19 protein-coding genes are annotated in these 25288 nt (G+C 71.5%); 8 read left to right on the top strand and 11 right to left on the bottom strand.

Annotated elements, in window-relative coordinates:
• Positions 1 to 79 precede the first annotated feature (79 nt).
• Genes purM through HNQ70_RS07250 form a run of 3 tightly spaced genes read left to right on the top strand, consistent with a single transcriptional unit; the run spans position 80 to position 6982 of the window.
• Positions 80 to 1126 (top strand): phosphoribosylformylglycinamidine cyclo-ligase, encoded by a 1047-nt coding sequence (gene purM / locus HNQ70_RS07260; protein WP_183965846.1) that lies wholly within the window; start codon positions 80 to 82, stop codon positions 1124 to 1126.
• 14 nt (positions 1127 to 1140) lie between these two features.
• Entirely contained in the window at positions 1141 to 2943 is a 1803-nt protein-coding gene (locus HNQ70_RS07255; protein WP_183965844.1) for an autotransporter assembly complex protein TamA, read from the top strand.
• Position 2944: 1 nt separating this feature from the next.
• The gene (locus HNQ70_RS07250) at positions 2945 to 6982 is read left to right on the top strand and encodes a translocation/assembly module TamB domain-containing protein (protein WP_183965842.1); all 4038 of its coding nucleotides are present in this window, start codon (positions 2945 to 2947) and stop codon (positions 6980 to 6982) included.
• Here HNQ70_RS07250 and miaA read toward each other — a convergent pair.
• The 4 genes from miaA to mutL all read right to left on the bottom strand — a co-directional run bounded on the left by miaA (position 6967) and on the right by mutL (position 13103).
• A complete protein-coding gene (miaA, locus tag HNQ70_RS07245) occupies positions 6967 to 7893 on the bottom strand; it encodes a tRNA (adenosine(37)-N6)-dimethylallyltransferase MiaA (protein ID WP_183965833.1) in 927 nt (308 codons plus the stop codon). The two genes, HNQ70_RS07250 and miaA, sit on opposite strands and share 16 nt — an antisense overlap.
• Positions 7890 to 9764, bottom strand: a complete 1875-nt coding sequence (gene ggt, locus HNQ70_RS07240) for a gamma-glutamyltransferase (protein WP_183966699.1) — start codon at positions 9762 to 9764, stop codon at positions 7890 to 7892. The genes miaA and ggt overlap by 4 nt, the downstream gene beginning before the upstream one ends.
• Before the next feature lie 128 nt (positions 9765 to 9892).
• A complete protein-coding gene (locus HNQ70_RS07235) occupies positions 9893 to 11128 on the bottom strand; it encodes a multidrug effflux MFS transporter (protein WP_183965831.1) in 1236 nt (411 codons plus the stop codon).
• 49 nt (positions 11129 to 11177) lie between these two features.
• Positions 11178 to 13103, bottom strand: a complete 1926-nt coding sequence (mutL, locus tag HNQ70_RS07230) for a DNA mismatch repair endonuclease MutL (protein ID WP_183965829.1) — start codon at positions 13101 to 13103, stop codon at positions 11178 to 11180.
• Between the two features lie 126 nt (positions 13104 to 13229).
• On the opposite strand from mutL, the gene HNQ70_RS07225 reads away from it, so the two are divergent.
• Complete coding sequence (locus tag HNQ70_RS07225) at positions 13230 to 13886, top strand: DedA family protein (RefSeq protein ID WP_183965827.1); 657 nt, start codon at positions 13230 to 13232, stop codon at positions 13884 to 13886.
• Positions 13887 to 14014: 128 nt separating this feature from the next.
• On the opposite strand, the gene HNQ70_RS07220 is transcribed toward HNQ70_RS07225, so the two are convergent.
• Positions 14015 to 15484 carry an N-acetylmuramoyl-L-alanine amidase gene (locus HNQ70_RS07220; protein ID WP_183965825.1) on the bottom strand — a complete coding sequence of 490 codons (1470 nt, stop codon included), beginning with the start codon at positions 15482 to 15484 and terminating at the stop codon, positions 14015 to 14017.
• Entirely contained in the window at positions 15394 to 15981 is a 588-nt protein-coding gene (gene tsaE, locus HNQ70_RS07215; RefSeq protein WP_183965823.1) for a tRNA (adenosine(37)-N6)-threonylcarbamoyltransferase complex ATPase subunit type 1 TsaE, read from the bottom strand. The genes HNQ70_RS07220 and tsaE overlap by 91 nt, the downstream gene beginning before the upstream one ends.
• A 32-nt stretch (positions 15982 to 16013) precedes the next feature.
• Here tsaE and queG point away from each other — a divergent pair, with 32 nt between their 5' ends.
• A complete protein-coding gene (queG, locus tag HNQ70_RS07210; protein WP_183965816.1) occupies positions 16014 to 17090 on the top strand; it encodes a tRNA epoxyqueuosine(34) reductase QueG in 1077 nt (358 codons plus the stop codon).
• Between the two features lie 54 nt (positions 17091 to 17144).
• Here the strand turns inward: queG and HNQ70_RS07205 are convergent, their stop codons facing one another.
• Positions 17145 to 17375 (bottom strand): DUF2249 domain-containing protein, encoded by a 231-nt coding sequence (locus HNQ70_RS07205; protein WP_183965814.1) that lies wholly within the window; start codon positions 17373 to 17375, stop codon positions 17145 to 17147.
• Between the two features lie 34 nt (positions 17376 to 17409).
• The gene (locus HNQ70_RS07200) at positions 17410 to 18096 is read right to left on the bottom strand and encodes a Crp/Fnr family transcriptional regulator (RefSeq protein WP_246434831.1); all 687 of its coding nucleotides are present in this window, start codon (positions 18094 to 18096) and stop codon (positions 17410 to 17412) included.
• A 128-nt stretch (positions 18097 to 18224) separates the two neighbouring features.
• On the opposite strand from HNQ70_RS07200, the gene HNQ70_RS07195 reads away from it, so the two are divergent.
• Both HNQ70_RS07195 and HNQ70_RS07190 read left to right on the top strand, forming a co-directional pair.
• Positions 18225 to 18923 carry a Crp/Fnr family transcriptional regulator gene (locus HNQ70_RS07195; protein ID WP_183965812.1) on the top strand — a complete coding sequence of 233 codons (699 nt, stop codon included), beginning with the start codon at positions 18225 to 18227 and terminating at the stop codon, positions 18921 to 18923.
• A 44-nt stretch (positions 18924 to 18967) separates the two neighbouring features.
• Positions 18968 to 19348, top strand: coding sequence for a SirB2 family protein (locus HNQ70_RS07190; RefSeq protein WP_183965810.1), 381 nt, complete (start codon positions 18968 to 18970; stop codon positions 19346 to 19348).
• Here HNQ70_RS07190 and HNQ70_RS07185 read toward each other — a convergent pair.
• The 3 genes from HNQ70_RS07185 to HNQ70_RS07175 all read right to left on the bottom strand — a co-directional run bounded on the left by HNQ70_RS07185 (position 19338) and on the right by HNQ70_RS07175 (position 22687).
• Positions 19338 to 20477, bottom strand: a complete 1140-nt coding sequence (locus HNQ70_RS07185) for a hypothetical protein (RefSeq protein WP_183965808.1) — start codon at positions 20475 to 20477, stop codon at positions 19338 to 19340. The genes HNQ70_RS07190 and HNQ70_RS07185 overlap by 11 nt on opposite strands.
• 137 nt (positions 20478 to 20614) lie before the next feature.
• On the bottom strand, positions 20615 to 20932 hold the full coding sequence (locus HNQ70_RS07180) for a c-type cytochrome (protein WP_183965806.1): 318 nt from the start codon (positions 20930 to 20932) through the stop codon (positions 20615 to 20617).
• A 27-nt stretch (positions 20933 to 20959) separates the two neighbouring features.
• Positions 20960 to 22687 (bottom strand): nitrite reductase, encoded by a 1728-nt coding sequence (locus HNQ70_RS07175; protein ID WP_183965805.1) that lies wholly within the window; start codon positions 22685 to 22687, stop codon positions 20960 to 20962.
• A gap of 186 nt (positions 22688 to 22873) precedes the next feature.
• Between HNQ70_RS07175 and HNQ70_RS20375 the strand changes: the two genes are divergently transcribed.
• Positions 22874 to 25288 carry a TonB-dependent receptor gene (locus HNQ70_RS20375; protein WP_183965803.1) on the top strand — a complete coding sequence of 805 codons (2415 nt, stop codon included), beginning with the start codon at positions 22874 to 22876 and terminating at the stop codon, positions 25286 to 25288.

Below are 25288 nucleotides of genomic sequence, written 5' to 3'. Positions count from 1 at the left end.
CCCAGCGACTACAATTCGGAATCATTCTATCGGCCTGCGACGTCCGCCTTCGGCGGGCGCGGGGCGCAGCGAGTATCCCATGAGTTCATCGTTGTCCTACAAGGATGCCGGAGTCGACATCGACGCCGGCGACGCGCTGGTCGAGCGCATCAAGCCACTGGCCCGGCGCACGCTGCGCGAGGGCGTGCTCGGCGGCATCGGCGGCTTCGGCGCGCTGTTCGAGATCCCCAAGCGCTACCGGGAGCCGGTGCTGGTCGCCGGCACCGACGGCGTGGGCACGAAGTTGCGGCTGGCGTTCGCGCTCGACCGCCACGACGGCATCGGCATCGACCTCGTCGGCATGAGCGTCAATGACATCCTGGTGCAGGGAGCCGAGCCGCTGTTCTTCCTCGACTACTTCGCCTGCGGCAGGCTGGACGTCGACACTGCGGCGCGCGTGGTCGGCGGCATCGCCCGCGGCTGCGAGCTGGCCGGGTGCGCGCTGATCGGCGGCGAGACCGCGGAGATGCCGGGCATGTACCCGGACGGCGAGTACGACCTGGCCGGCTTCGCGGTGGGGGCGGTCGAGAAGTCGAAGATCATCGACGGACGCGGCATCGAGTCGGGCGACGTCGTGCTGGGCCTGGCGTCCGACGGCGCGCACTCCAACGGCTACTCGCTGGTGCGCAAGGTCATCGAGCGCGCCTGGGGGCGCATCGACGCGCCGCAGATGCAGGACGACTTCCACGGCAGTTCCTTCGCGGACGCCGTGATGGCGCCCACCCGCATTTACGTCAAGCCGCTGCTCGAGCTGATGCAGCACCTGCCGGTCAAGGGCATGGCCCACATCACCGGCGGCGGGCTGGTCGAGAACGTGCCCCGCGTGCTGCCTGAGACGGTGGCGGCCAGGCTGTACCGCGACGCCTGGCAGATGCCGCCGCTGTTCGAGTGGCTGCAGCGCAACGGTGGCATTGCGGACGAGGAGATGCACCGCGTCTTCAACTGCGGGATCGGGATGGCGGTGGTGGTCGCAGCCGACGACGCCGACGAGGCGCTGACCCGGTTGCAGGGCGCCGGCGAGACGGTGTGGCGGATTGGCGAGATCGTCGAACGGACGCCGGGCGGGGCGGCCACCGTCGTGGTCTGACTGGGCGCGTTGCGATGAGCCGGCGCGGCATCCGTCACCGGCGTTTCGCGACGATTGCCGCGGCCCTGCTGCTGGCCTGCGCGATGCCGGCGGCGGCGCAGGCCCAGCGCGAGAACTACCGGATCGCCATCGACGCTCCCGCGGAGCTGGTCGACGCGATCCGCAGCCAGACGCTGCTCGGCCGCTGGCGGACCGACCCCCAGTTCGAGCCCGACCAGATGGCGCTGTTCGTCGAGCGCGCGCGCGAGGAGGTCGAGGCGATCGCACGAGCGGCGGGGTTCTTCTCCGCGCGGGCGACGGTCACCCGGATCGACGGTCCCGACGGACTTCCCGAGGTGCGCATCGAGCTCGACGCCGGTGCGCGCACCACGGTGTCCAGGATGACGCTCGCGGTCGAGGGCGAGGCGGCCGGGGCGCCCGTCGCCGAACTCCTCGACGAGGCCTGGCCGCTGGGCGAGGGCAGCTTCTTCCGGGTCGGCGAGTGGCAGCTGGGCAAGCGGCAGTTGCTCGAGCAGCTCCAGCAGCGTGGCTACCTGAGGGCGCGCATCGCCGACAGCCTTGCCGAGGTCAACCCGGAGACCACCGCGGCCCAGCTGCGGGTGAGCGTCGACAGCGGTGCGCGGCTGGGCTTCGGCGGCCTCTCGGTGCGCGGTCTCGAGCGCTATCCGCGATCGATCGTCGAGGACCTGCGCCCCTGGCGCGAGGGCGATCCCTATTCCTTCGACCGGCTGCTGCTGTACCAGGAGCGGCTGCGCTCCGACGGCTACTTCAGCGGGGTCAGCGTGCTGCCCGACTTGGCCGCGGTGGAGGCCGACCCCGGGCTGAAGACGGTGCCGATCGTGGCGGAGTTGCGCGAGCGTCCGGCGCAGCGCGTCACCACCGGCGTCGGCTACAGCACCGACCAGGGCGCGCGCGGGCTGCTCGGCTACGAGCACCGCAACGTCCTCGGGCGCGGCTGGATCATGGAATCCGGGGCGCTGCTGGAGCAGGTGCGCCGCCGGGTGTTCGTCGACGGACGCACACCCTGGGACGCCACCGCGCATCGCTGGCAGACCGGGGTGCGCAGCGAGCGCTTCGAGGTGTCGGGCCAGCTCACCGACAAGAACACGCTGTACTTCGGGCGGGGCGGCCGCCGCGACGACATCGAGTATTTCCTGTCGCTGCAGTACCAGACGGAACGCAGCTCGGTGGATCCTGGCATGGGGCGGACGTCCGAGACCGCGCGCAGTCAGGCGCTCACGCTGGGCTATGCCTGGGCGCTGCGCAGGCTGGACTCGAAGCTCGATCCGCGCAGCGGCTTCACCGTGAGCGCCCAGCTCTCGGGCGCAGCAAAGGGGCTGGGCTCCGACGCGAGCTTTGTGCGGGCCTATGGCCGCGCGATGCGCTTCTGGCCGATGCCGGAGGGCAGCACGCTCGAGGGCGGGGCGCTGGTCGGGCTGCTCGAGGCCGGCATGGTGTTCTCGCAGGGCCGCGAGGGTATCCCCAGCGAGAACCTGTTCCGCGCGGGCGGCGCCCAGTCGCTCCGCGGCTATCGTTACCAGGGCCTCGGCGTGCCGCTGGGCGAGGCGGTGGTCGGCGGCCGGGTGCTGGCGCTGGCCAGTCTCGAGTACCAGCATCCGATCGCCGGCAACTGGTACGGCGCGGGTTTCGTCGACGTCGGCAACGCCGCCGACCGGTGGTCCGACTGGAAGGCGGTGCGCGGCACGGGCGTCGGGCTGCGTTGGCGCTCGCCGATCGGTCCGGTGAACCTGGACGCGGCCTACGCCGACCGCGACCGGCGCTGGCGCTTCCACTTCTCCGTCGGCTACAGCTTCTGAGATGCGCTCCGCACCGAAAATCGCACTCTGGCTGCTGGCGGCGCTGCTGCTGGCGCTGGCGGCGCTCGCCTGGACCGCGTCGCGCCCCCAGGCCCTGCGCTGGGCCTTCGATCGAGCAGTGGCGGCGACCGGCGGCCGGCTCGAGGCCGACGAGGTGCGTGGCAGCCTGCTCGGGCGCCTGGAGATCGGCGTGCTGCGCTGGCGCGGAAGCCTCGAGGAGCCCGCGCTGGAGCTGGAGCTGCGCGATGTTCGCGCGGGCTGGCAGCCGTGGTCGCTGCTGCGTGGCGAGATCGACCTCTCCGCGCTGAGCGCGGCTGCGGTCACCGTGCGGCTGGTCCCGTCCACCGAGCCCCCGTCGCCGCCGACGAGCCTCTCGCTGCCGCTGTCGCTGCGGTTGCGCGCGTTCCGGATCGACACGCTGCGCGTCGAGCCGGCGCAGGGGGCGCCGATCGAGCTGCGCGGGGTCGAACTCGAGGCCCGCTATGTCCGCGGCCGCTACGAGATCGCCCGGCTCGAGGCGGACAGCGACTGGGGCCATGCGCGCCTGTCCGGCACGCTGCGCGACACGCCGCCCTACGAGACTTCGCTGGAGCTGGCCGTCGGGCTGCTGCGGCCCGACGGCGAACTGCCCGTGGTGGCAAAGCTGGACGGCGACCTGTCGGAACTGCAGGTGGACGCCAGGATCGCGCCGACGGATGCGGCTGCGGGTTCGGCTGCGGGTTCGGCTGCGGGTTCGGCAAGCGCTCGGCTCACCCTGAGCCCCTTCGCGGCCCAGCCGCTGCTGGCGGCCGTGCTGGAGGCCGAGGGCCTGGACCTGGCGGCGCTCGGGCTGACCGAGGGTCGGCGCACCCGGATCACGGGGAAGGCGAACCTGGAGCCGGCCGGAATTTCGCGCGGCGGCATGGCGAAGGACGGGACGTCGAAGGACGCGGCTGCGCTGGGCGGCTTCGCTGGGCGAGTGGCGTTGGAGAACGCGATCGCCGGGCCCCTGGACGAGGCGGCGTTGCCGGTGCGCCGGCTTGCCGCCGACCTGCGCTGGGACGCCGCCGGCGGCCTTGCCGTTTCCGGGCTGGACCTGGAATTGCCGGGCGGCGGACGAGTGGCCGGCGGTTTACGTGTCGATCCGGCGCGCAGCCTGGCGCTGGCCGGTGCGACCCTGCCCTGGGTGGCGATGGATCTGGAGGTCTCTCGGCTGGATCTGGCAGCGCTGTCTTCCGGGCTGCCGGCATCGTCGCTGGCGGGCCGGGCCGGGAGCGACGGCGAGCGCTTCACAATCGACCTCGCGGACGCCCGGCGCGACGGCATGTCGCTGCAGGCGCGCGGCCGGCTGGCCGGCGAACAGCTCGAGGTGGAGCGCGCGCGCGTCGCCGCCGGCAAGGCGGGCGGCGGCGCCGTCGTGGATCTGTCGGGCAGCGCGGGGCTGAAGGCGCCGTACGCGCTCAAGCTCGAGGGCAGCTTCGAGCGGCTGGATCCTTCACGGCTGCCGGCGCTGCTCGCCGCTGTCGGCGGCAGCAAGGCGGCGGCCGACGTGCCGCCGTGGCTGGCCCGCCTGGACGGCAGGGTCGATGGTCGATGGTCGCTCAGCGGCACCGTTCCGGATGCGGTGGGGCAGGCCGCCGCGCTGCGGGTCGGGCTGGAACTCACCCGCGGGACGCTGGCCGGGCTGCCGGCGCGCGCCGCTCTGGAGGGCAGCCTCGACGGATTCAGGCCTGGCATGGCGTCCCTCGATCCTCTCAGGCTGACGCTGGCACGCCTCGACGCTGCGTTCGGCCGCACCCGCCTGGAGGCGAGCGGGGCGCTGGGCGCGCCCGGCGACCGGCTGTCGTTGCGCCTGCGTGCGCCGGCGCTGGCGGAGCTCGACCCGCTGCTCGGCGGCACCGGCCTGGCCGGGGCGCTGTCGGTCGAAGGAGAGCTCTCCGGGCGGCTGGCCGCACCCGGGATAAGCCTGGACGCCCGGGGAGACGCGCTCGTGCTTGGCACCGTGGCCAGCGTCCGCGGCGTGACGCTGGGTGTGCAGCTGCCTGCCGGGGCGGCATCGTACGAGGAGGCCCCGGTGACGCTGCGAATCGATGCGCGCGATCTGCTGGCAGGCGGCAACGCGATCCGCGCGCTGCGCGTCGACGGGGACGGCAGCGTGCGCCGGCATGCGCTGCGCGTCACGGCCGACGCACAGCGCGCCGGGGTGGTTGCCGCGTTCTCGGGCGGGCTGGCGGCGGATGGCCGCTGGAGCGGCCAGCTGGGCGAGCTCACGGTCAGCGGCACGGTGCCTGCGCGCCTGGTCGCACCGGTTCCGGTCGAGATCGCCCAGGAGGCCGGCGGCATCGGGGTGCGCGTCGGCGTGGCGGCGCTGGAGGGCGGGTTCGGTGCGGTGCGGGTCGCCCGCGCCGCCTGGCGCGCCGGCCGCGTCGAACTGGTTGCCGACGCGAGCCTTTCGCAGCTGGGGCGCATCGCGGAAACTTTCGGGCTGACCCAGGGCGTCGAGGGTGCCCGCGAGACCCTTGACCTGCTGTCGCTGACCCTGCGCGCCGACGTCGCGGGCAGTTCGATCGACGACGTCGCCGGCACGCTGGCCGCAAGGCTGGCGGGCGCGCCGGGCGCCGCGGGCTCGGGCAGCGCGGACCTCGCCGTGAAGGACGGCGCGCTGTCCGGCCCGCTGCAGCTGGAGCTGCCGACGCTGGTCGTCGCGAACCGGCTGATCGGGCCGGCATGGGCGGTCGACGGACGGATCCGCTTCGCCGGGCGCGTGATCGGCACGCTGAAGCAGCCCAGGCTGGTCGGCGACATCGAGGGCAGCGGCCTGCGGCTCCAGCAGCATGCGATGGGCTGGCGGCTGCGCGACGGCACGCTTGCCGGCCGCTTCGACGGCGAGCGCTTCCGCCTCGATTCGATGAAGCTGTATTCCGGACCGGCGCCCGGCGCGGGGTCGGTGGAACTCAAGGGCGAGGTCCGGGTCGCGGATCTCGAAGGCCGCTTCGACCTGCTGGCCGAGCGCTTCGCGGTGCTGATCGGGCCGGGGCAGCGGGTGGTGGTGTCCGGGCGCGGCGAGGCCTCGAGCAAGGCCGGGGCCTTCGAGATCAAGGGGCAGCTGCGCGCCGATGAAGGCCGGATCGAGGTCGCCGGCGGCGACGCGCCGACCCTTCCGGACGACGTGGTGATCGTGGGCGCCCGCGCCCGTGCCGCGGATGCGCAGGCTGCCGCGGCGGTCCGCAGCAGCAGCCTGCGCATCGCCTCGGACGTCACGCTGGATCTCGGCGACAACCTGCGGGTGCACGGCAGCGGGATCGATGCGCGCCTGGCTGGCAGCCTGAACCTGCGCGGCGCGCTGCCGGATGCGCCGCGCGCCTACGGTACGGTGCGCATCCGCGAGGGCCGATACCGCGCCTACGGGCAGGAGCTGCAGATCACGCGCGGGCTGGTGGTGTTCAACGGGCCGATCGACAATCCCCAGCTGGACATCATCGCGCTGCGCCGCGAGCAGGCGGTCGAGGCGGGGGTTGCGGTGACCGGCACCGCGCTGTCGCCGCAGGTCCGCCTGACCTCGCGCCCCGAGGTGCCGGATGCCGAGAAGCTGTCCTGGCTGGTCCTGGGCGTGCCGCTGGACGACGCCCGTTCCGGCGGGCAGGGGGCTGCGCTGCAGGCGGCGGCGGCAACCCTGTTCGGCAGCAACGACGGCGCGCTCGCAGGGGGGCTCGCCAACGCGCTCGGGCTCGACATGCTGACCATCCGCAGCGGCAGCACCGGCGGCCAGGGGCTGCTGCCTTCGAGTTTCGGCGGCGGCGGCTACGGGTCCGCGCTGCCGCCGATCCCGGGGCAGGTCGGCGCGGCGGGCGCGAGCGCCCAGGCGGCGGGGGCATCGGGCAACGTGCTCGCGCTCGGCAAGCGGCTCAGCTCGCGCGTGCTGCTGACCTACGAGCAGGGGCTGCACGGCGTCTGGAACCTGCTGCGCATCCAGTACGACATCACCCGCCGGCTGTCGCTGCGGGCGCAGACCGGCAGCGAGTCAGCGATCGATCTGCTCTACCGTTACTCGTTCGACTGAAGCAGCGCTCGCACGCGCTGCAGCGCGTCCGGCGCCAGGCAGTCCACCACCTGCCGTTGCGGCATGCTGCGCAGCCAGGTGAGCTGGCGCTTGGCGAGCTGCCGGGTCGCGGCGACCGCCCGGGCGATCATCGTGTCGCGGTCGCAGAGTCCGTCCAGGTGCTCCCAGGCCTGGCGGTAGCCGACGCAGCGCATCGACGGCATGCCGGGATGCAGGTCGCCGCGCGCGCGCAGCCGCCGCACCTCGTCGAGGAAGCCCTCGTCGAGCATCCGCAGGAAGCGCGCCGCGATCCTCTCGTGCAGCACGCTGCGGTCGGAGGGCTCGAGCGCGATCGTCAGGAAGCGCTCGCCTGAAGCCGCGCGCGTCTGGCGCGCCAGCAGGGCCGACATCGGCTCGCCGCTGAGCTCGAACAGCTCGAGCGCGCGCTGGATGCGCTGTGCGTCCATCGGCTCGATCCGCGCCGCCGAGGCCGGGTCCACCCGGGCGAGCCGGGCGTGCAGCGCCGGCCAGCCGAGCCGCGCGGCCTCCACGTCGAGCCGGGCGCGCAGCGTGGCGTCCGCGGCAGGCAGCTCGTGCAGGCCGTCGACGAGCGCCTTCGCGTAGAGCATGGTGCCGCCCGCGAGCAGCGGCAACCGGCCGCGGCCGCGGATCTCGCCGATCAGCCGCCCGGCGTCCTGCGCGAACTGCGCTGCCGAGTAACTCCGGGTCGGCTCGATCAGGTCGATCAGATGGTGTGGAACCGCGCTGCGCTCCTCGGCGCTGGGCTTTGCGGTGCCGATGTCCATGCCGCGGTAGACCAGCGCCGAGTCGACGCTGACGATCTCGAGCGGAATCGTGCCGGCCAGCGCCATCGCGATCGCGCTCTTGCCCGAGGCAGTGGGGCCGAGCAGCAGCACGGTCGGCCGTGTCATCGCAGTGCGTCCCCGTGTGCGACGCCCTCGCGCTGCCAACTGCCCATTGCGGAGCCCTCGCGACGCGTACTGCCCATGGCGGTGCCCTCGCGACGCGGATCCGCGCCGCCCGCCCAGCCCTCGCCGTCGCGGGCGATCGCATGCAGCCCGCTGTTGAGGTCGACGATGGTCACCCGATGCCCGCGGGCGCGCAGGCCGGGCGCGAGCGCTTCGAGCGAGGTGCCGCGCTCGAGCAGCGTGGTGGCCGACGCCTGGGCGCCGAAGTTGGGCAGGTCCACTGCCTGCTGCGGGTCCAGCTTCCAGTCGATCAGGCCGAGCAGGGCCTTGGTCACGTACTGGACGATGACGCTGCCTCCCGGCGACCCGAGCACCGCCTCGAGCCGGTTGTCCGGGCCGAACACCAGGGTCGGCGCCATTGCGCTGCGCGGGCGCTTGCCAGGCTGGATGCGGTTGGCCAGCGGCCGTCCGGCTGGGTCGGCCGCGGCAAAGGCGAAGTCGGTCAGCTGGTTGTTCAGCAGGAAGCCGCCTGCCATCACCAGGCTGCCGAAGGCATGCTCGATCGAGCTGGTCATCGAGACCGCATTGCCTTCCCGGTCGACGATCGACAGGTGCGTCGTCGATGGCGGCCGCTGGCGGGGCGGCTCTTCGCCGTGGCCGGCATCGCCTTGCGGCCGGCCGGCGGCGGGGATGCCCATGCTGGCCTCGGGGCGCACGAGCGCCGAGCGCGCGCCGAGGTAAGCGGGATCCAGCAGGCCCGCCACCGGCACAGCGACGAAGTCCGCGTCGGCGACGTGGCGCTCGCGATCCGCATAGGCGAGCCGATAGGCCTCCGACACCAGGTGCACCGCGTCCAGGCTGCCGGGCGCATGGGCGGCGAGGTCGAAGCGCTGAAGGATGCCTAGGGTCTGCAGCACCGCGATCCCGCCCGAGCTTGGTGGCGGCATTCCGCAGACGCGGTGTGCGCGATGGGCGCCGCAGATCGGCGCGCGCTCGAGGGCGCGGTAACCCGCGAGATCCGCCTCGGTGAGCCGTCCGGGCCGCTCCGGATGGGCGTGGACCGCCGCGGCGACGGCCTGGGCGATCGGACCCCGGTAGAAGGCGTCGGCGCCGCCGGCGGCGATTTCGCGGAAACTGCGCGCGAGTTCGGGATTGCGCATGATCGAGCCGGCCGCCTTCGGCCGGCAGCCGCCCGGCTCCAGCAGGAGGGCGGCGGCAGCTGGCCGCGCGCAGATGCGGCGCACCGAGCGCGCGATCGACAGATGCAGCCGCGGCGACACCTGGAAGCCCTCCTCGGCGATGCGGATTGCCGGTTCGAAGAGTGCGGGCCAGGGCAGGCGGCCGTGGCGCGCATGGGCCAGCTCCAGCATGCGCAGCAGCCCGGGCGCACCCACCGAGAGTCCGCTGTCGACCAGGTCGAAGTAGGGCAGCGGCCGGCCGTCGGGGCCGAGGAACAGGCTGGCGTCCGCAGTCGCGGGAGCGGTTTCGCGCCCGTCGTAGGCGGCCAGCGTGCCCCGCCGGCCGTCCAGGTGCAGCATGAAGCCGCCGCCGCCGATCCCGGATGACTGAGGTTCGACCACGTTGAGCACCATCTGGGCGACGATCGCCGCGTCCACCGCACTGCCTCCGCGAGCGAGCGCATCGGCGCCGGCGCGCACCGCCAGCGGATGAGCGGCGGCGATCATGTCGTGCGGCGCGCGGACGACCCGCTTCGGGGTCCAGCCTGAAGGGCCCTCCGGTGCGATCGGCGTGACTTCGCGCGGGGCTGTCGCGGTCGCCGGGGTCGTCGCCGGGGTCGTCGGCAGCGCCGTCGCGGGAGCCGTCGGCGTCGCCGGAGTCGCACAGCCCGCGAGGCCGGCGGCCAGCATCAGCATCAGCAGCGTCGAGGCCGCGCCGCGGTCCGCCCGACGCGCCAGTGGCGAGGGCGTCACGGACGTCACGGACGTCACTGGCGTCACAGGAGGGCGGCCGGCGAGGCTGTCGAACATGCGCCGTACCGCGGCTAGGCGGCGCCGGACGCAGGCCGTCCCGGTCCGCGCAGCATTGTCACTGCAAGCACCGCAGTGACCAGGCCGATGGCGCCGATGCTGGCCGCCAGCGGCAGCGTGGTGCCGTCATGGCCGGCGCCGATCCACCAGCCGATCGCCGCCGCGCCCAGGTGCATCGTGAAGCCGAGCAGCGCGGCGGCCGCGCCGGCGCTGCGCGGGAACGCGGCGATGCCGCCGACCTGGCAGGCGGGGCCGACCATGCCATGCGCCATCAGCGTGAAGAACACCGGCACCACCACTGCTGCCACGGTCTGGATGCCCGCGGCGGCGAGCCCGGCCATCGCCAGGCCGCCGACGGCGAGCAGGATGCCGCCGGCCATCGCGGTGCCGCGGATCCCGATCCGGGGCTGGATCCGCCGCGCCACCAGCGTGCCGACCAGGAAGCCCAGAGTGACGAAGCCGAAGGCCACCCCGTACATCGCGGGGGAGATCCCCAGCACCCCGATCAGCACGTAGGACGAACCGGAGATGAAGGCGAACAGGCAGCCGTAGCTGCCGGTCAGCGGCACGGCGAAGGCGCGGAATTCGTGCGAGCGGGCGATGCGCGCATAGGTGGACAGCAGCGGGCCGGGGCGGGTGGCCAGCGGGTTGAGGTGCCGGTTGCTCTCGGCAAGCGAGCGGGCCGCGGCCAGGGTGACCACGGCGCCGATCGCGACCAGCGCGAAGAAGGCGGCGCGCCACCCGAACAGCGACTGCAGCACGCCGCCCGCGATCGGCCCGAGCAGCGTGCAGACGGTCATCCACCCCTGGGCGCGCGCCATCACCCGCATCCCGGCCTCGGGTTCGTAGAGGTCGCGCACGATGGCCCGCCCGCAGAGCACCGTGCAGCACACGCCGAGCGCCTGGAAGAAGCGCGCTGCGACCAGCCACGAGAGCGACGGCGAGAGCGCGCCGGCCAGCGAGGCCGCCAGGTAGATCGCGAGCCCGCCCAGCACCATCGGCCGGCGCCCGAACCGATCCGACATCGGGCCCACCACCAGCTGGCCGACGGCGAAGGCGGCGATGAACACCGACAGCGTCGACTGCACCGCCATCGGTGGCGCGCCGAAATGCTCGCCGATCGCCGGCAGCGAGGGCAGGTAGAGATCGGTCGACAGCGGCTGCAGGCCGAGGAAGGCCGCCAGCAGGAAGAGGATGCCGCTGCCGATCGCGGCCGATGTGCTGGGCGCCGGCGGCGTGGCGCGGTTCATCGGGTGTCGGTCATGGTGTCGGCCCTGTTCGTTCGGCGGTCCGGCGCGCTCAGCGGCCGCGCAGGAACCAGCGGTCCAGTTCCTGCAGGCCGACCTGCACCCAGGTGGGGCGGCCATGGTTGCACTGGTCGGCGCCGGCGGTGCGCTCCATCTCGCGCAGCAGCGCGTTCATCTCCTCCGTGGTGAGCCGGCGGTTGGCGCGCACCGCGGAGTGGCAGGCCATGGTGGCCAGCAGCGCATCGCGGTGGCTGGCCAGCGCATGCTCGACGCCGCTCTCGCGCAGGCCCGCCAGCACCGAGCGGGCCAGCGCCGCCGGGTCGCCAGTGGCGAGCAGCGCGGGCACGCCGCGCACCGCGATTGCGGTGGGCGAGAGCACCGAGAGCTCCAGCCCGAGCGTCGCCAGGGCCTCGGGTTCGTCCTCGACCAGGCGCACGTCAAGTGGGTCCGCACGGAAGGTGGCAGGAACCAGCAGCGACTGCACCGGAACCGAGTGCGCGTCGAAGGCCGCCTTGAGCTTCTCGTAGACCACGCGCTCGTGTGCCGCATGCATGTCGACCAGCACCAGCCCCTGGGCGTTCTGAGCAAGGATGTAGATGCCGTGCAGCTGCCCGATCGCGTAGCCGAGCGGCGCCGCTCCAGGGTTGGCAGATTGGGCGGCAGATTGGGCTGCGGCGGCGTCCCCGGCGGCGCGCAGGCCTTCCGGGGCCGGCGGCCGCAGCTGGTCGGGCGCCAGGAAGGCCATCGAGGCGGCGACTGCGCCGGGTGCCGGGGCGGCCGTCTCGCGGCCCGGGTGCGATACGGTCGAAGTGCCCGAAAACCCGTCGAATCCGGACAGATAGGACAACGAAGGCTGACCGATCGCGAGACTTCGCTGCATCTGCTGCGAATGCTCCGGCACCGGAAGCGGCCGGGCGAAGTGGGCCCCGGCCTCCTGCCCAGGGGCCAGCGAGGGGTGCTCGGCCGCGGAAGCCCGCAGCGCGTCGCGCACTGCGTGGAACACCGCCCGGTGCACCGCCTGCGAATCGCGGAAACGCACCTCGATCTTCGCCGGATGGACGTTGACGTCCACCAGCGCGGGGTCGATCCGCAGGAACAGCACATAGGCCGCGTGCCGGTCGCCATGCAGAACGTCGGCATACGCCTGGCGAACTGCATGCATCAATACTCGATCGCGCACAAACCTGCCGTTGACGTAGAAGAACTGCCGGTCGGCGCGGGCGCGGCTCACGGTGGGCAGTCCGAGCAGACCGGAAACCCCCAAGGTTGGCGGTCCGGTGTCGATCGCGCGATGAGCCCGCGCATAGTCCTCGCCTAGACCGCCGAGCGCGCGTTCCTGCCAGGCGCCGGCGCCGAAGTCCTCCACCCGCCGGCCGTCCACCCAGGCCGAGAAGGCGACGCCCGGATGGGCGAGCGCCACGCGGCGCAGCGCCTCGATGCAATGTGCTGCCTCGGTGCCCGGGGTCTTGAGGAACTTGCGCCGCGCCGGCGTGGCCGAATAGAGGTCGAAGACCTCTACTGTGGTGCCGGTCGTGCCGGCCGCCGGCACGGCCTCGCTTGCGGCGCTGTCCCGGACGCTGGCGTGCGGAGCGTCGGCGGTGCGGCTGGTGATCCGCACCCGCGCCACCGACGCGATCGACGCAAGAGCTTCGCCCCTGAAACCCAGGGTGCCCACCCGCTCCAGTTCCTCCAGCGAGCCGATCTTGCTGGTTGCATGGCGGGTCAGCGCGAGCGCGAGCTCGCCGGCCGGGATGCCGCCGCCGTCGTCGCTGACCGAGATGCGGCGCATTCCGCCTTCCTCGATCCGCAGCTCGATCCGGGAGGCGCCGGCGTCCAGCGCGTTCTCGAGCAGTTCCTTGACCACCGAGGCAGGGCGTTCGACGACCTCGCCGGCTGCGATCTGGCTGACCAGGGTGTCGGGGAGCGGGCGGATCGGCCGTCTAGGGGCAGGGCCGCCGGCGGTCGGCGAGGGAGTCATGCAGGCTTCGGGAGGTGGGCAGGTGTGCGGAAGACCCGCCGGCCGATTATATCGACCGGGTATCATCGGCCGCGCCGAAGGCCCCCGGGCCCCGGCGCACCGACGACTTTCGACCGCAAGGGCCGCATGGACTTCGCCCAGATCATCGATATCTTTCTGCACCTGGACAAGCACCTCACCGAGGTCGTGGCCAGCTACGGCCCCTGGGTCTATGCGCTGCTGTTCCTGATCATCTTCGTCGAGACGGGGCTGGTCGTCATGCCCTTCCTCCCCGGCGACTCGCTGCTGTTCGTGGCGGGCGCGATCGCGGGCGTTGGCGGAATGAGCCTGCCGGTGCTGCTGGTGCTGCTCACGGTGGCCGCGGTGCTCGGCGATGCGGTCAACTACTCGGTGGGCCGGTACTTCGGCCCGCGGGTATGGGGTTGGGAGAACTCGCGCTTCTTCAATCGCGCCGCTTTCGAGCGCACCCACGCCTTCTACGAGCGGCACGGCGCAATCACCATCATCGTCGCCCGATTCCTGCCCTTCGTGCGCACCTTCGCCCCCTTCGTGGCCGGCATCGCACAGATGAGCTACCCAAAGTTCGCGCTCTACAACGTGGTGGGCGCGGTGATCTGGGTCTGCTCGCTGACCACGCTGGGCTACCTGGTGGGCAATACCGCCTGGGTCCAGGAGCACTTCCAGTGGGTCACACTGGCCTTCATCGTGATTCCGGGGCTGCCGGCGGTCATCGAGGTGGTGCGGCACTGGCTGCGCGCGCGGCGGGAGCGGCGCGCCGCCTGAGCGTGCTGGGCGCGTCGGGACACATCGGGGCACATCGGGGCACATCGGGGCACATCGGGGCACATCGGGGCGGCGGCGGTGCGGCACCGACCGCCCCTCCGCCCCTCTGCGCTTCAGAGCATCAGCGCCTAGGCGCGCGTCGCCCGCCCCGGCGGAGGGTACTTGATCAGGTAGTGCCGGATGCCGGTGAAGATGGCGTTGGCGATCTGGTCCTGGTAGGCGCGGCTGGCCAGGCGCCGTTCCTCGTCGAAGTTGCTGATGAAGGCGGTCTCGACCAGGATCGACGGGATGTCCGGCGCCTTGAGCACTGCGAAGCCCGCCTTCTCGATGACCGGCTTGTGCAGGTCGCCGACGGTGCCCAGCTGGCCGAGCACCATGCGCCCGAGGTTGCTGCTGTCGCGGATCTGCGCGGTCGTCGAGAGTTCCAGCAGCAGCGTTGCGACCTCCCGGTTGCGGCCCCCGAGGTCGACGCCCCCGATCAGGTCGGCGCGGTTCTCGCGGTTGGCGAGCCAGCGCGCGTTGCTGCTGCTGGCCCGGTCCTCCGAGAGCACGTAGACCGAGGCGCCGCGCGCGCGCGGGTTGACGAAGGCGTCCGCGTGGATCGACACGAAGAGGTCCGCCTGAACCTGCCGGGCCTTCGACACGCGGGTGGCCAGCGGCACGAAGAAATCGCCGTCACGGGTCATGTAAGCCCGCATGCCGGCCTCCGCGGCGATGCGCGCGCGCAGCCGCCTGGCGATCGCCAGCACAACGTCCTTCTCGCGCGTGCCGCCGCGGCCAATGGCGCCGGGATCCTCGCCGCCGTGGCCGGGGTCGATCGCGATCGTCACCAGGCGGGAGACTGCCGGCGCCCTGGGGGTCCCGGCCGCGCCAGCCGGCCGCTTCGCCGGCGCGGAGCGCGCAACGGGCGCTGCGGGCACGGCGACCGGCGGCGCGGGCGAAGCCTGCGGCCCCTCGGGTGCGGGGGCCGTGCCGGAAGGCGCAGTGGTCGAACCGGAGTGCGCGGTGGGCGTGCTGGAAGGCGCAGTAGGCGGCCCGGAGGGGGCAGTGGGCGTGCCGGAAGGCGCGGCGCGCTCCCGAAGCAGCGCGCCGATCGGGTCCGCATTGGCGCCGCCATCGGCGAGCAGCCCCTTCAGCGGATCGACCGGCACTTTCGGGTGCAGGTCGAGCACCAGCCGGTGACGGTAGTTCTCGATCGGCGGCAGCGTGAAGATGCGGGGTGAAACCTCTCCCTTGAGGTCGAAGACCAGCCGAACCACGTCGGGGCGGAATTGTCCGACGCGAACCTGTGCGATATAGGGATCGTCCGCCCGCACCTTCGCGACCAGTTCGCGCAGCGTGGGATCCAGCGCGAGCCCGTTCAGGTCGAGCACCAGGCGCGGGGGATCGGGGATCATTGAATGCGTGTGGGCGAGCGCCGCGTCGAGTTCGAGCGTGACGCGCGTGTAGTCGCGCGCCGGCCAGACCCGCACCGCGACGATTCCGGCAGCGGACGCCGCCGGCAGCCTCAGCGCAAGGGCGGCGCCGGCGAGGCTGCGCGCAACGAAACGCCGGCGAGCGATCCCCCGGAAGCTGCCTGGGCGATCGCGCTCAGGCATCGACGGCCCCGCTCGCTGCCTGCGCGCAGCCGGGCGATGCGCGGCGCACCGCCGTGATCGTCCCGCGCCTCGCGAGCGCCCAGAATGTCCGGAAGCTCCGGAGCGTCGAGCCGCAGGCCGACGTCCGGCTCGGGCAGCGACGGGCCGCCGAGTTCCGGCCATTCGATGACGGCTGCGCCGGCACCGCCGAGCAGTTCGTCGAAGCCCAGGTCACGCCATTCATCGCTTGCCGAGAACCGATAGAAATCAAAGTGATACAGCTCGAAGTTCGGCAGATTATAAGATTCGGACAGCGTGAAGGTGGGGCTTCTCACGCGACCGGTGTGACCCAGCGCACGCAGCAGCGCCCGGGTGAGGGCGGTCTTGCCCGCCCCCAGGTCGCCGGACAGGTACAGCACGAAGCCCGGTCCGACGCAGCCGGCCATCGCGCCAGCGAGCGCGGTCGTGGCGACTTCGTCGTCGAGCAGGAGTTCGAGGTCGGGAGCCGTTGGCTGCATGGCGGGCGTTGCGGGCTTCGGGAGGTGTGGCGATGACGACGCGCGAGGCGCGGTTCGATGCGGCCTGGGTGGATCGGCTGCGGCAGTGGGCGTCCGGGCTCGGCTTCGCTGCGCTGGGCGTCGCCGACGTCGATCTGTCGGACGCGGAACCCGGCCTGCAGGCCTGGCTCGATGCCGGCTGTCACGGCGAGATGGATTATATGGCCCGCCACGGCATGCGCCGGGCCCGCCCGTCCGAACTGGTGCCGGGCACGGTCAGCGCGGTGATGGTGTCGGTAGACTACGCGCCGCAGGATCCGGACTGGGTCGCGCGCGCCTGGGAGACCCTCGAGGCGCGGGAGCGCGCCTACGTCTCGAGGTACGCGCTGGGCCGCGACTATCACAAGGTGCTGCGTTCGCGGCTGCAGCGGCTTGCCGAGCGCATCGCTGCCGAGATCGGCCCGTTCGGGCATCGGGTGTTCTGCGATTCCGCGCCCGTGCTGGAGGTGGAGCTCGCGCGCCGCGCAGGGCTGGGCTGGCGCGGCAAGCACACGCTGCTGCTCGACCGGCAGCGCGGCTCGACCTTCTTCCTGGGTACCCTCTACACCGACCTGATCCTGCCCGCGGATGCGCCGGCAAGCGCGCACTGCGGCAGTTGCGAGCGCTGCCTCACGGCCTGTCCCACCGGCGCCATCGTAGCGCCCTACAGGGTCGATGCACGCCGCTGCATTTCCTACCTGACCATCGAGCTCGAGGGGGCGATCCCGGTCGAGCTGCGCGCGCCGATGGGCAACCGGATCTATGGCTGCGACGACTGCCAGCTGGCCTGCCCGTGGAACCGCTGGGCCCGTCCCGCGCAGCTGGACGATTTCGCGGTGCGGCACCGGCTCGATGCGGCCGGGCTGGTCGAGCTCTTCGCCTGGAGCCCGGAGGAGTTCGCCCAGCGGATGGCGGGGTCGCCGATCCGCCGCATCGGCCATGAACGCTGGCTTCGCAACCTGGCGGTGGCGCTGGGCAATGCGGGCGGGGGGCCTGAAGTGGTCGCGGCGCTGCGTGCGCGCGCCGACGATCCGTCGCCGCTGGTGCGCGAGCACGTGGCCTGGGCGCTCGGGCGCGCCCTGGGGGCGTGAATACGGTCCGGCGCGCCAGGTTCGCGTGAAAGCAAGACTGCCGGCCGAGCCGGCTCAGGCGGCCGGAGCGCGCTGCCGGATCGAGATCACGTAGGTGTAATCCGGCTGCTGCTCGACCGTGTACGCGAAGCCGGACTCGCGCAGGATCTGGTAGAGCGGGTGCGGCTCGCGGTGGATCAGCAGCCGCAGCGTGTCGCCCGGCTGGAGGAGGTCGAGCGCGTCGATCGCCTTCTCCATCGGTTCGGGCGGATCTCGGTAGCGGACGTCGACTTCGATCTCGGGCATCGGTGCGGCCTTCAGAGTATGGATTCGGATGGAGTCAGGAGTAGGCCTTGAGCCGCTCCACGTCGCAGATGGTCACCGAGCGGCCCTCGACGCGGATCAGTTCCTCGTCGGCCAGCGTGTGCAGGATTCGCGACAGCGTCTCGGGGGTCAGGTTCAGCCGCGAAGCGACCAGGTGCTTGGAGGTGGGCAGCGAAATCTTTCCGTCATTGTCGGCCTGTCCGTCGGAGAGATTCAGCAGGTAGCCGACCAGGCGCTGGGCGGCCGAGCGCATGCTGTAGGCCTCCACGTCGGAAACCAGCTCGTGCAGCCGGAAGCTCAGTCCCGCGAGCATCTTCCGCGCAAACCCCGGGTCGGCGTCGATCGCGTCGAACACCGCCTGCTTGGGCACGTGCAGAAGAAGGGAGTCGGCCAGGCACTCGGCATGCACCAGGTAGGCGCGTTCCAGCAGCATGACCGCCTCGCCGAAGGACTGGCCGGGCCCGAGCAGCTGGAGCACTTTCTCGGCGCCGCGATCGGTGGACAACGCGAGCTTCACCTGGCCGAACATGATCAGCCAGAATCCGGTGGGCAGGTCGCCCTTGTGAAAGAGCAGATCGCCGCGCGCGCCGCGCACGATCCGCGTGCCGCGAGCGATCTCCGCAAGCTGTTCGGGGGCGAGCTGCCGGAACATCGGCACGCTGGCCAGTGCGCTGGCCACGTCTAGCCGCTTTCGGGCCATCATCGGGTGCTCTCGGTTGCTGAATCCTGGACCAGAGCCATTGTCCGTGCCCGATTCGCCACCGCACATGACATGGATCAAGCCTACAATGCCCATCCTCGGTGCATCTATTACGCGCAGGCCGGAGGAACATGCGGGCGCCCACGATCAAGACCAGGACTTTCCTTTCCAATCTGCCGATGTTCCAGGGGCTGAGCGCACCGGAGATCGACCGCATCGCTGCCGGCACTGCCGAGGTCCGGGCTTCCAAGGGGCAGACGATCTTCCAGCGGGGCGACCCCTGCGTTGGTTTCCACGCAGTGGTCTACGGGCAGGTGAAGCTTGCCTTCGTGTCGCCGCAGGGATCCGAGAAGGTCATCGACATCCTGGGGCCCGGGCAGTCGTTCGGCGAGGCGCTGATGTTCTCGGACCGCTCCTACGTGGTGTACGGGCAGGCGCTCGCGGATTCGCTGCTGCTGCACATCTCCAAGGAAGTGATCGACGCGGAGATCGCGGCCGACCCCCATCTCGCGCGGGTGATGCTCGCCAGCCTGAGCCGGCGGCTGATCGGCCTCATCCAGGATGTCGAGGCCTACTCGCTGCGCTCTGGCATGCAGCGGGTGATCGGCTACCTGTTGCGCGACGTCGACGAGTACGCAAAGGCCCCGGATGATGGTCCGGTGCGCATCACCCTGGACGCGAACAAGGGCGTGATCGCTTCAAGGCTGAACCTCACCCCGGAACACTTCTCGCGCATCCTCGGCGAGCTCAGCCACGAAGGGGCGATCGGCGTGCGCGGCGCCGAGATCAGCATCCTGGATCCCGAACTGCTCCGCAGCCACCTCGCCTGAGCCATTCCGGCAGCCTGCCGGTGGCCAGTGCGGCATCCCTTTCCATGCCCAGCTACGAATTCCTCAAGCAGCTCCACGTCACCACCGCGACGCTCAGCATCGCGGGATTCGTGCTGCGGTATCTGCTGATGCTCGGCCGCTCCCGCGCACTGGGTTCGCGTGCGGCACGCATCCTGCCGCACATCATCGATACCTTGCTGCTGCTGTCCGCCATCGGCATGGCCGTGATGATCGGCGCGCTTCCCGCCTGGCTGGTGGTGAAGATCGTCGCGCTGCTGGCCTACATCGTCGTCGGGTCGATCGCAATCAAGCGCGGCCACACGCTTGCGTCGCGCGCCGTCGCCGGGCTGGTCGCGATCGGGATCTTCGGCTTCATCGTGTCGGTGGCGCTGACCAAGTCGCCGCTGGGTTTCTTCAGCGGCTGAGCGCCGGCGCGGCCCCGGGCCCGCGCTCGGGCTCGCTGACACTTCCAAGCCAGCGGCCGTCGGCGTCGACCAGCGCGACGCAGCCTGCGCCGCTGCCGCTGCCCTTGCCGGGGACGAAGCGCAGCGTGGCCATTGCGCGCTCGCCTCTCATGGCAGGCAGCGTCGCGAGTCGCGTCACCGCGCCATCTGACGGATCGACCGTCGAAACCAGGATCCCGTCCTGGCCCCGATGGGCGGCCAGTACGCGCGGCCCCCACGGCTCCGGCGTCAGTGCGAGCACCTCACCGCCAAGCTCGATCGGCGGCAGCGGCCGCCAGCCGACCGCGCGCATCGGCACCAGGGCGCTCGCGCCAGGGGCCGCGGCGACCCAGCCGCGGGCGCCGGCCGGGCCTTGGCCATCCGCCGCGCCGCCCGCGGGCTGCCGCCAGGCGGCGACGCGCTCGGGACCGCCCGGAGGCGCAAGCGCAGGGCGCTCGATCTCTCGGCGCACCTCCAGGTTGATCACGCCCAGCGCGCCCCGGCTGTCGATCCGTGCAAGCTCCCAGGGCAGGGGGCCAGGGGCGAAGGCCCGCGTCGGCGAGGCCACGATGAAGGGCCTCGCAGTGAGCCGGCCCGGCAGCGGTACCGCCTCCTTGTTCCGGTAGTCGTGCACGAAGCCCAGCAGCACCGGGGGCGCCGCGCGGTCGTAGACGATCTCCCAGGTCTCGGGCAGGTCGTCGAACCCGACCACCAGCGCGCTGCGCCCGGGGTTGTCCATCAGGGCGCTCACGGTGGCGGCCTTGCCGTCGCGCTGCCTGTACCGCGCCAGCTCGTTGAGCGTGACCGGATCGTGTGCGGAGAGCGGTTCATCGCCGCGTCCGCCTGCCAGCAGGATCGCGTCCGGACCGCTGCCCGCCGCCAGCGCAGCCGGTCGGTAGGCGAGGGTGACGCGCGCCGAGGTCTCCAGCGTGGGTACGACGAGCCGCAGCAGCTCGCCGGAGCGGGTCGCCGCGTAGAGGGCCGAGCCGTCCGCAGCAAGGACGGCGGGGGCGGCGAGCGGGGCGTCGAGCGTCGTCTGCCCTGCGGACTGGCCGCTGGCGCATTCCAGAAGCTCGACGCGGGACTGCCCCGCGGCACCGCTGGGGATCAACGAGCCGGCGGCAGCGGCCGACTGGGCCAGTGCGAAAGCGGTCGCCGCGGCGGCGGCGAGGAGGCTGGCGCGCGCTGCGCGAAAAAAAGGGCGGCCCCTTGGGGCCGCCCCTTTCACGGACCGGGGTCCGGCTGGCGTCACTTGGTCGCCAGCACCCACTCGACGAGAACCTTGATGTCCGCGTCGGGCACCGCAGCGTTCGGCGGCATGGGGACGGGGCCCCAGACGCCGGAGCCGCCCTTCTTCACCTTGTCGGACAGCTTGGCGACGGCATCCGCCTGGCCCTTGTACTTGGCTGCGACGTCCTTGTACGCCGGACCGACCATCTTCTTGTCGGCTGCGTGGCAGGCCGTGCAGTTGTACTTCTTGGCCAGGTCGGCGCTGGCGAATGCCGGGGCCGCGATGCCGACTGCGACGGCGGCGAAGGCCAGCTTGGCAACGATGTTGCGTTTCATGGAATCTCCCTTGTTGCGGACGCCGGATCAGTAGACGTCGTGCTGCGTATTGTGCACGTTGAACTTGCCGGTCGGGGTCACGATACGCGAATCCTTGATCACCGCCTTGAGTTTGCGGGTCTTGTCATCCACGACCACGATCGCCGACTGCTGGTTCTTCGCGCTCCACACCGAGAACCACACCTCGTCGCCCGCCTTGTTGTACTCGGGCTGCGTGATGCGCTTGGCACCCTCGCCGACGCCGGCCCATTCGCCGATCGGCAGCACTTCAAAGGGCTTGTCCAGGTTCTTGATGTCGAACACCGCGACCGACTGGTGGATCTTCGGATCCGGGTTCAGCGGCGTGTCGACCCAGAGGTTGCTGGATTTCGGGTGGGTCTTGATGAACAGGTTGCCGCCGCCCTGGCCCTTCAGCGTGCGCACCACCTTCCACGCGCTCTTCGGGTTGCCCTTCGGGTCGGTGCCGATCAGCGAGATGGTGTCGTCGCCCAGGTGGCCGGTCGCCCAGACGGGACCGGACTTCGGGTCCTTGAAGTTCGCGCCGCGACCCGGGTGCGGGATGCGGCCGACGTCGACCAGCGCCGCCAGCTTGTCTTCCTTGCTGTCGACCACTGCGATCTTGTTCGACTCGTTGGCCGCCACCATGAAGTAGCGCTTGGAGGCGTCCCAGCCGCCGTCGTGCAGGAAGCGCGCCGCCTCGATCTCGGTCGTCTTCAGGTTCTTCAGGTCGCTATAGTCCACCAGCAGGATCTTGCCGGTTTCCTTCACGTTGACGATGAACTGCGGCTTGTCATGCGAACCCACGATGGAGGCGACGCGCGGCTCCGGGTGGTACTCCTGCGTGCCGACGACCATGCCGCGGGTGGCGACGATCTTCATCGGCTCGAGCGTGTCGCCCTTCATGATCGTGTACTGCGGCGGCCAGTAGCTGCCGGCGATCGCGAGCTGGTCCTTGAACTTCTTGTCCTTGGACGTCTCGACCGAGCGCGCCTCGAGGCCGACGCGGATCTCGGCGACGTTGTCCGGCTTCTCCATCCACAGGTCGATCAGGTTGATCTTGGCGTCACGGCCGATCACGTACAGGTAGCGGCCCGAACCCGAGGTGCGCGAGATGTGCACCGCATAGCCCGTCTTGACGATGTTGATGATCTGCTTGGAGGCGCCGTCGATCAGCGCGATCTCGCCGGTGTCGCGCAGCGTCACCGAGAAGATGTTGCTGATGTCCCAGTCGTTCATCTTCTTCGTCGGACGCTTCTCCGGCGCGATGAGGACCTTCCAGGTCTTCTTCATGTCCTCCATGCCGAACTCGGGCGGCGTTGGCGGCTCCTGCTGCACGTAGCGGGCCATCAGGTCGACCTCGGCGTCGGTCAGGTCGCCCGAGGTGCCCCAGTTCGGCATGCCCGCGGGCGAGCCGTACTTGATGAAGGTCTTCAGGTATTCGGTGCCGCGGGGCAGCGTGATGTCGGAGGTCAGCGGCTTGCCGGTCGCACCCTTGCGCAGCACACCGTGGCAGCCGGCGCAGCGCTCGAAGTAGATCTGGCGCGCCTTGTCGAATTCGGCCTTCGTCATCTGCGGCGCGGCAGGGTTGACGTTCTGGTGCATGTCCTGGCCGGCCATCGGCGAAGCGCCCGCCTGGTAGCGGATCTCGGCCTCGGTGACGCCCTTCTTCTCCTGCGCGACTGCGGTGCCGGCAAGGCCGGCGAACGCTGCGGCGACCATCCAGGCCACCGGTGTGACGCGTGCGATCCTTCTCATTGCTGCTCTCCCTCTTGTTGGGTCATCAAGACTATTCTGCGAATGGGGGCATGATCGCTGCTGTGCGGTGACAGCCTCATTGATTCGGATCAATTGCTGCGACGCCACACGATTCTAGAGTGGCGCCTCGGATACACAAACAAGGACGCCGCCCCCGGAGTGCGGCGCCGCACCAGGAGAATCGCCTTGACTTCCCTCGACCGCGCGCGCTCGGCCGCGCGCCCCTTCGACCCACCCGTCACCGCGAAGCGCCAGGTCGCAGCGGCCCTTCCCGGGCGGATCGCGCTTCGGCCCGCGCCGCTTGCGCTCGCGCTGGCGGCTGCGCTCGGGGCGGTCGCCGTCGATGCCCGCGCGCAGGCGTCGGGCGAGGCCGTCCAGGTGGCGCAGGGCGCGGCCGCCGGTCCGCAGGACCGGGCCGAGGGCGCGCCCGCATCGCTGAAGGCCGTGGTCGTGACCGCCACCCGCAGCGCGGCCGAGGAACTGGGCGTGCCGGCGAGCGTCACCGCGGTGCGCAGCGAGCAACTGGAGAAGCGCAATGTGTCGCGTTTCGGCGACGCCCTGGTGGAGGTGCCCGGCCTGTACGTGCGCGGGCCGGCGCTGGGCGGGCAGGTGCCGGGCAGCGGACAGGCGGTGCTGTCGCTGCGGGGCGTGCCGCGCAGCCCGCGCACCCTGGTGATGATCGACGGCCAGCCGATCAACAACGCACTGACCGGCGGCGTCGACGTGGCCGGCATCTCGCTCGAGGGCGTCGAGCGCGTCGAGGTGGTGCGGGGTCCCTACTCGGCGTCGTACGGCGGCAACGCCATGGGCGGCGTGATCAACTTCATCACTGCGGGCCCGGACGATCCGCTGACCGAGCTGCGGCTGGGGGCGGGCAGCATGCGCCAGCGGGGCGCCTCGCTGGTGCACCGCAAGCGCTACGAGGGAGGGCTCGGCGTGACCTTTTCGCTGGGCTACCGGGAGAGCACCGGCTACGCGGACAGCGACCACGTCGTGAAGGCACTCGGCCCCGGTGCCAGCGCCCCGGTGACCGGCGGCAGCCCCACCGAGACCACCGATGGCGCCGCAGCCTGGTGGGCGGGGACTAAGGGCGCACGCCCCTGGGTGCAGCAGGGCGGCAGCCTGGCCTTCCACCATTCCCCGACCCAGCGCACCAGGCTGGTGGCCGGTGTCAGCTGGAACGAGTATTCGATCGGCCGTATGCGTCCGGTGAGCTTCCTGCGCGACGCCGCCGGCAATGCGGTCTTCGCCGGAACGGTTTCGCCCGCGGGGGCGCCGGGGCAACGGTTTGCGCTCGCCGAGACCGACTACCTGACCGTGTCGCCGTCCGGCGAGCAGGACTTCAGGATGTTCCTGCGCGGCGAGCATCGCTTCGAAGGCGGCTCCGAGCTGCGCGCGAACCTCGGCACCCAGCGTCACGACTTCGATTTCGTGATGGCCACGCCGCGCAGCGCCGCCACCTACGACGCCGGGCCGGGCGAGCTGACCACCCAGCCCAACAGCCGCACCGACTTCGACCTGTCGCTGCGCACACCGATGTCCGATCGATGGGTGCTGACCACCGGGGTGGCGTTCAACCGCAGCTCGCTGGACAGGCGCACCTTCGCGCTCGCGAACTGGCGCGACCCCGATGACCGCGGCGCACTGCGCACCGCCGGGCGCGGCACCTCGAACAACGCCGCGGTGTTCTTCCAGAGCGAGCACTTCCTGGGCAACGCGTTCACCGCCTACCTCGGCGGGCGCTACGACCGCTTCGAGACGCAGGGCCAGGTGATCCAGACCGCGTCGCCCGCTTTCGAGCAGGGCATCGACTCGCGCAGCTTCAGCGAGTTCAGTCCGAAGCTGGCGCTGGTCTGGCAGGCCACGCCTTCGCTGTCGCTGCGCGGCTCGTACGGGGAGGGCTTCCGGCCGCCGGCGCTCTTCGATCTCTATTCACGCAGCACCTTCGCCACCGCCACCGCAGGCGTGATCCGAGTGGTGGAGGCGTCGCCGGATCTCGAGCCAGAGCGCATCCAGTCGCTCGAGTTCGGCGCGGACCTGGTGCTGGCCGGCCGCGGCACGGCCTCGGTGACCGTCTATCGCCAGCGCCTGTCGGACCTGATCTACCGGCGCACCATCACGCCGACCCTCTCGAGGACCGAGAACGCCGGCGAGGCCGACGTCGACGGAATCGAGGCCAGCTTGCGCTGGGCGACGCCCGTCAAGGGGCTTGCCGCCTTCGGCAGCCTGACCCATCAGTTTCGCTACGAGATCAGCCGAAACAATGCCGTTCCGGAAAGCGTGGGCAGGAACCTCACCGACGTTCCGCAGACGATGTGGGCCGCGGGAGTGGAGTACGACGGCGGGGCCTGGACCGGCCTGCTGGCCTACCGCTACGTGAGCCGGGTGTTCGCCTCCAGCGACGACCTGAACGTGAACACCTCGCAGGGCGTATACGGCGCCTACGACGCCCACGGGATATGGTCGGCCAAGCTCGGCTACCGCCTGAACCGCAAGCTGGGCCTGAGCCTGGCGGTCGACAACATCGGCGACCGCGACTACTTCGTCTTCTCGAAGCAGCCGGGGCGCACCGTCTACGGCGAAGTGGCCTACCGGTTCTGA

This window comes from Quisquiliibacterium transsilvanicum (assembly GCF_014202215.1).
Lineage (GTDB): Bacteria > Pseudomonadota > Gammaproteobacteria > Burkholderiales > Burkholderiaceae_E > Quisquiliibacterium > Quisquiliibacterium transsilvanicum.
Note: the sequence above shows the minus strand (reverse complement) of the source record. Positions and strands in the feature narration are given on the sequence as shown.

What these genes read in the sequence shown, in the direction of transcription:
- purM (WP_183965846.1), top strand. Translation starts at nt 80, where the DNA reads ATGAGTTCATCGTTGTCCTACAAGGATGCCGGAGTCGACATCGACGCC.
- HNQ70_RS07255 (WP_183965844.1), top strand. Translation starts at nt 1,141, where the DNA reads ATGAGCCGGCGCGGCATCCGTCACCGGCGTTTCGCGACGATTGCCGCG.
- HNQ70_RS07250 (WP_183965842.1), top strand. Translation starts at nt 2,945, where the DNA reads ATGCGCTCCGCACCGAAAATCGCACTCTGGCTGCTGGCGGCGCTGCTG.
- miaA (WP_183965833.1), bottom strand. Translation starts at nt 7,893, where the DNA reads ATGACACGGCCGACCGTGCTGCTGCTCGGCCCCACTGCCTCGGGCAAG.
- ggt (WP_183966699.1), bottom strand. Translation starts at nt 9,764, where the DNA reads ATGCTGATGCTGGCCGCCGGCCTCGCGGGCTGTGCGACTCCGGCGACG.
- HNQ70_RS07235 (WP_183965831.1), bottom strand. Translation starts at nt 11,128, where the DNA reads ATGAACCGCGCCACGCCGCCGGCGCCCAGCACATCGGCCGCGATCGGC.
- mutL (WP_183965829.1), bottom strand. Translation starts at nt 13,103, where the DNA reads ATGACTCCCTCGCCGACCGCCGGCGGCCCTGCCCCTAGACGGCCGATC.
- HNQ70_RS07225 (WP_183965827.1), top strand. Translation starts at nt 13,230, where the DNA reads ATGGACTTCGCCCAGATCATCGATATCTTTCTGCACCTGGACAAGCAC.
- HNQ70_RS07220 (WP_183965825.1), bottom strand. Translation starts at nt 15,484, where the DNA reads ATGCCTGAGCGCGATCGCCCAGGCAGCTTCCGGGGGATCGCTCGCCGG.
- tsaE (WP_183965823.1), bottom strand. Translation starts at nt 15,981, where the DNA reads ATGCAGCCAACGGCTCCCGACCTCGAACTCCTGCTCGACGACGAAGTC.
- queG (WP_183965816.1), top strand. Translation starts at nt 16,014, where the DNA reads ATGACGACGCGCGAGGCGCGGTTCGATGCGGCCTGGGTGGATCGGCTG.
- HNQ70_RS07205 (WP_183965814.1), bottom strand. Translation starts at nt 17,375, where the DNA reads ATGCCCGAGATCGAAGTCGACGTCCGCTACCGAGATCCGCCCGAACCG.
- HNQ70_RS07200 (WP_246434831.1), bottom strand. Translation starts at nt 18,096, where the DNA reads ATGATGGCCCGAAAGCGGCTAGACGTGGCCAGCGCACTGGCCAGCGTG.
- HNQ70_RS07195 (WP_183965812.1), top strand. Translation starts at nt 18,225, where the DNA reads ATGCGGGCGCCCACGATCAAGACCAGGACTTTCCTTTCCAATCTGCCG.
- HNQ70_RS07190 (WP_183965810.1), top strand. Translation starts at nt 18,968, where the DNA reads ATGCCCAGCTACGAATTCCTCAAGCAGCTCCACGTCACCACCGCGACG.
- HNQ70_RS07180 (WP_183965806.1), bottom strand. Translation starts at nt 20,932, where the DNA reads ATGAAACGCAACATCGTTGCCAAGCTGGCCTTCGCCGCCGTCGCAGTC.
- HNQ70_RS07175 (WP_183965805.1), bottom strand. Translation starts at nt 22,687, where the DNA reads ATGAGAAGGATCGCACGCGTCACACCGGTGGCCTGGATGGTCGCCGCA.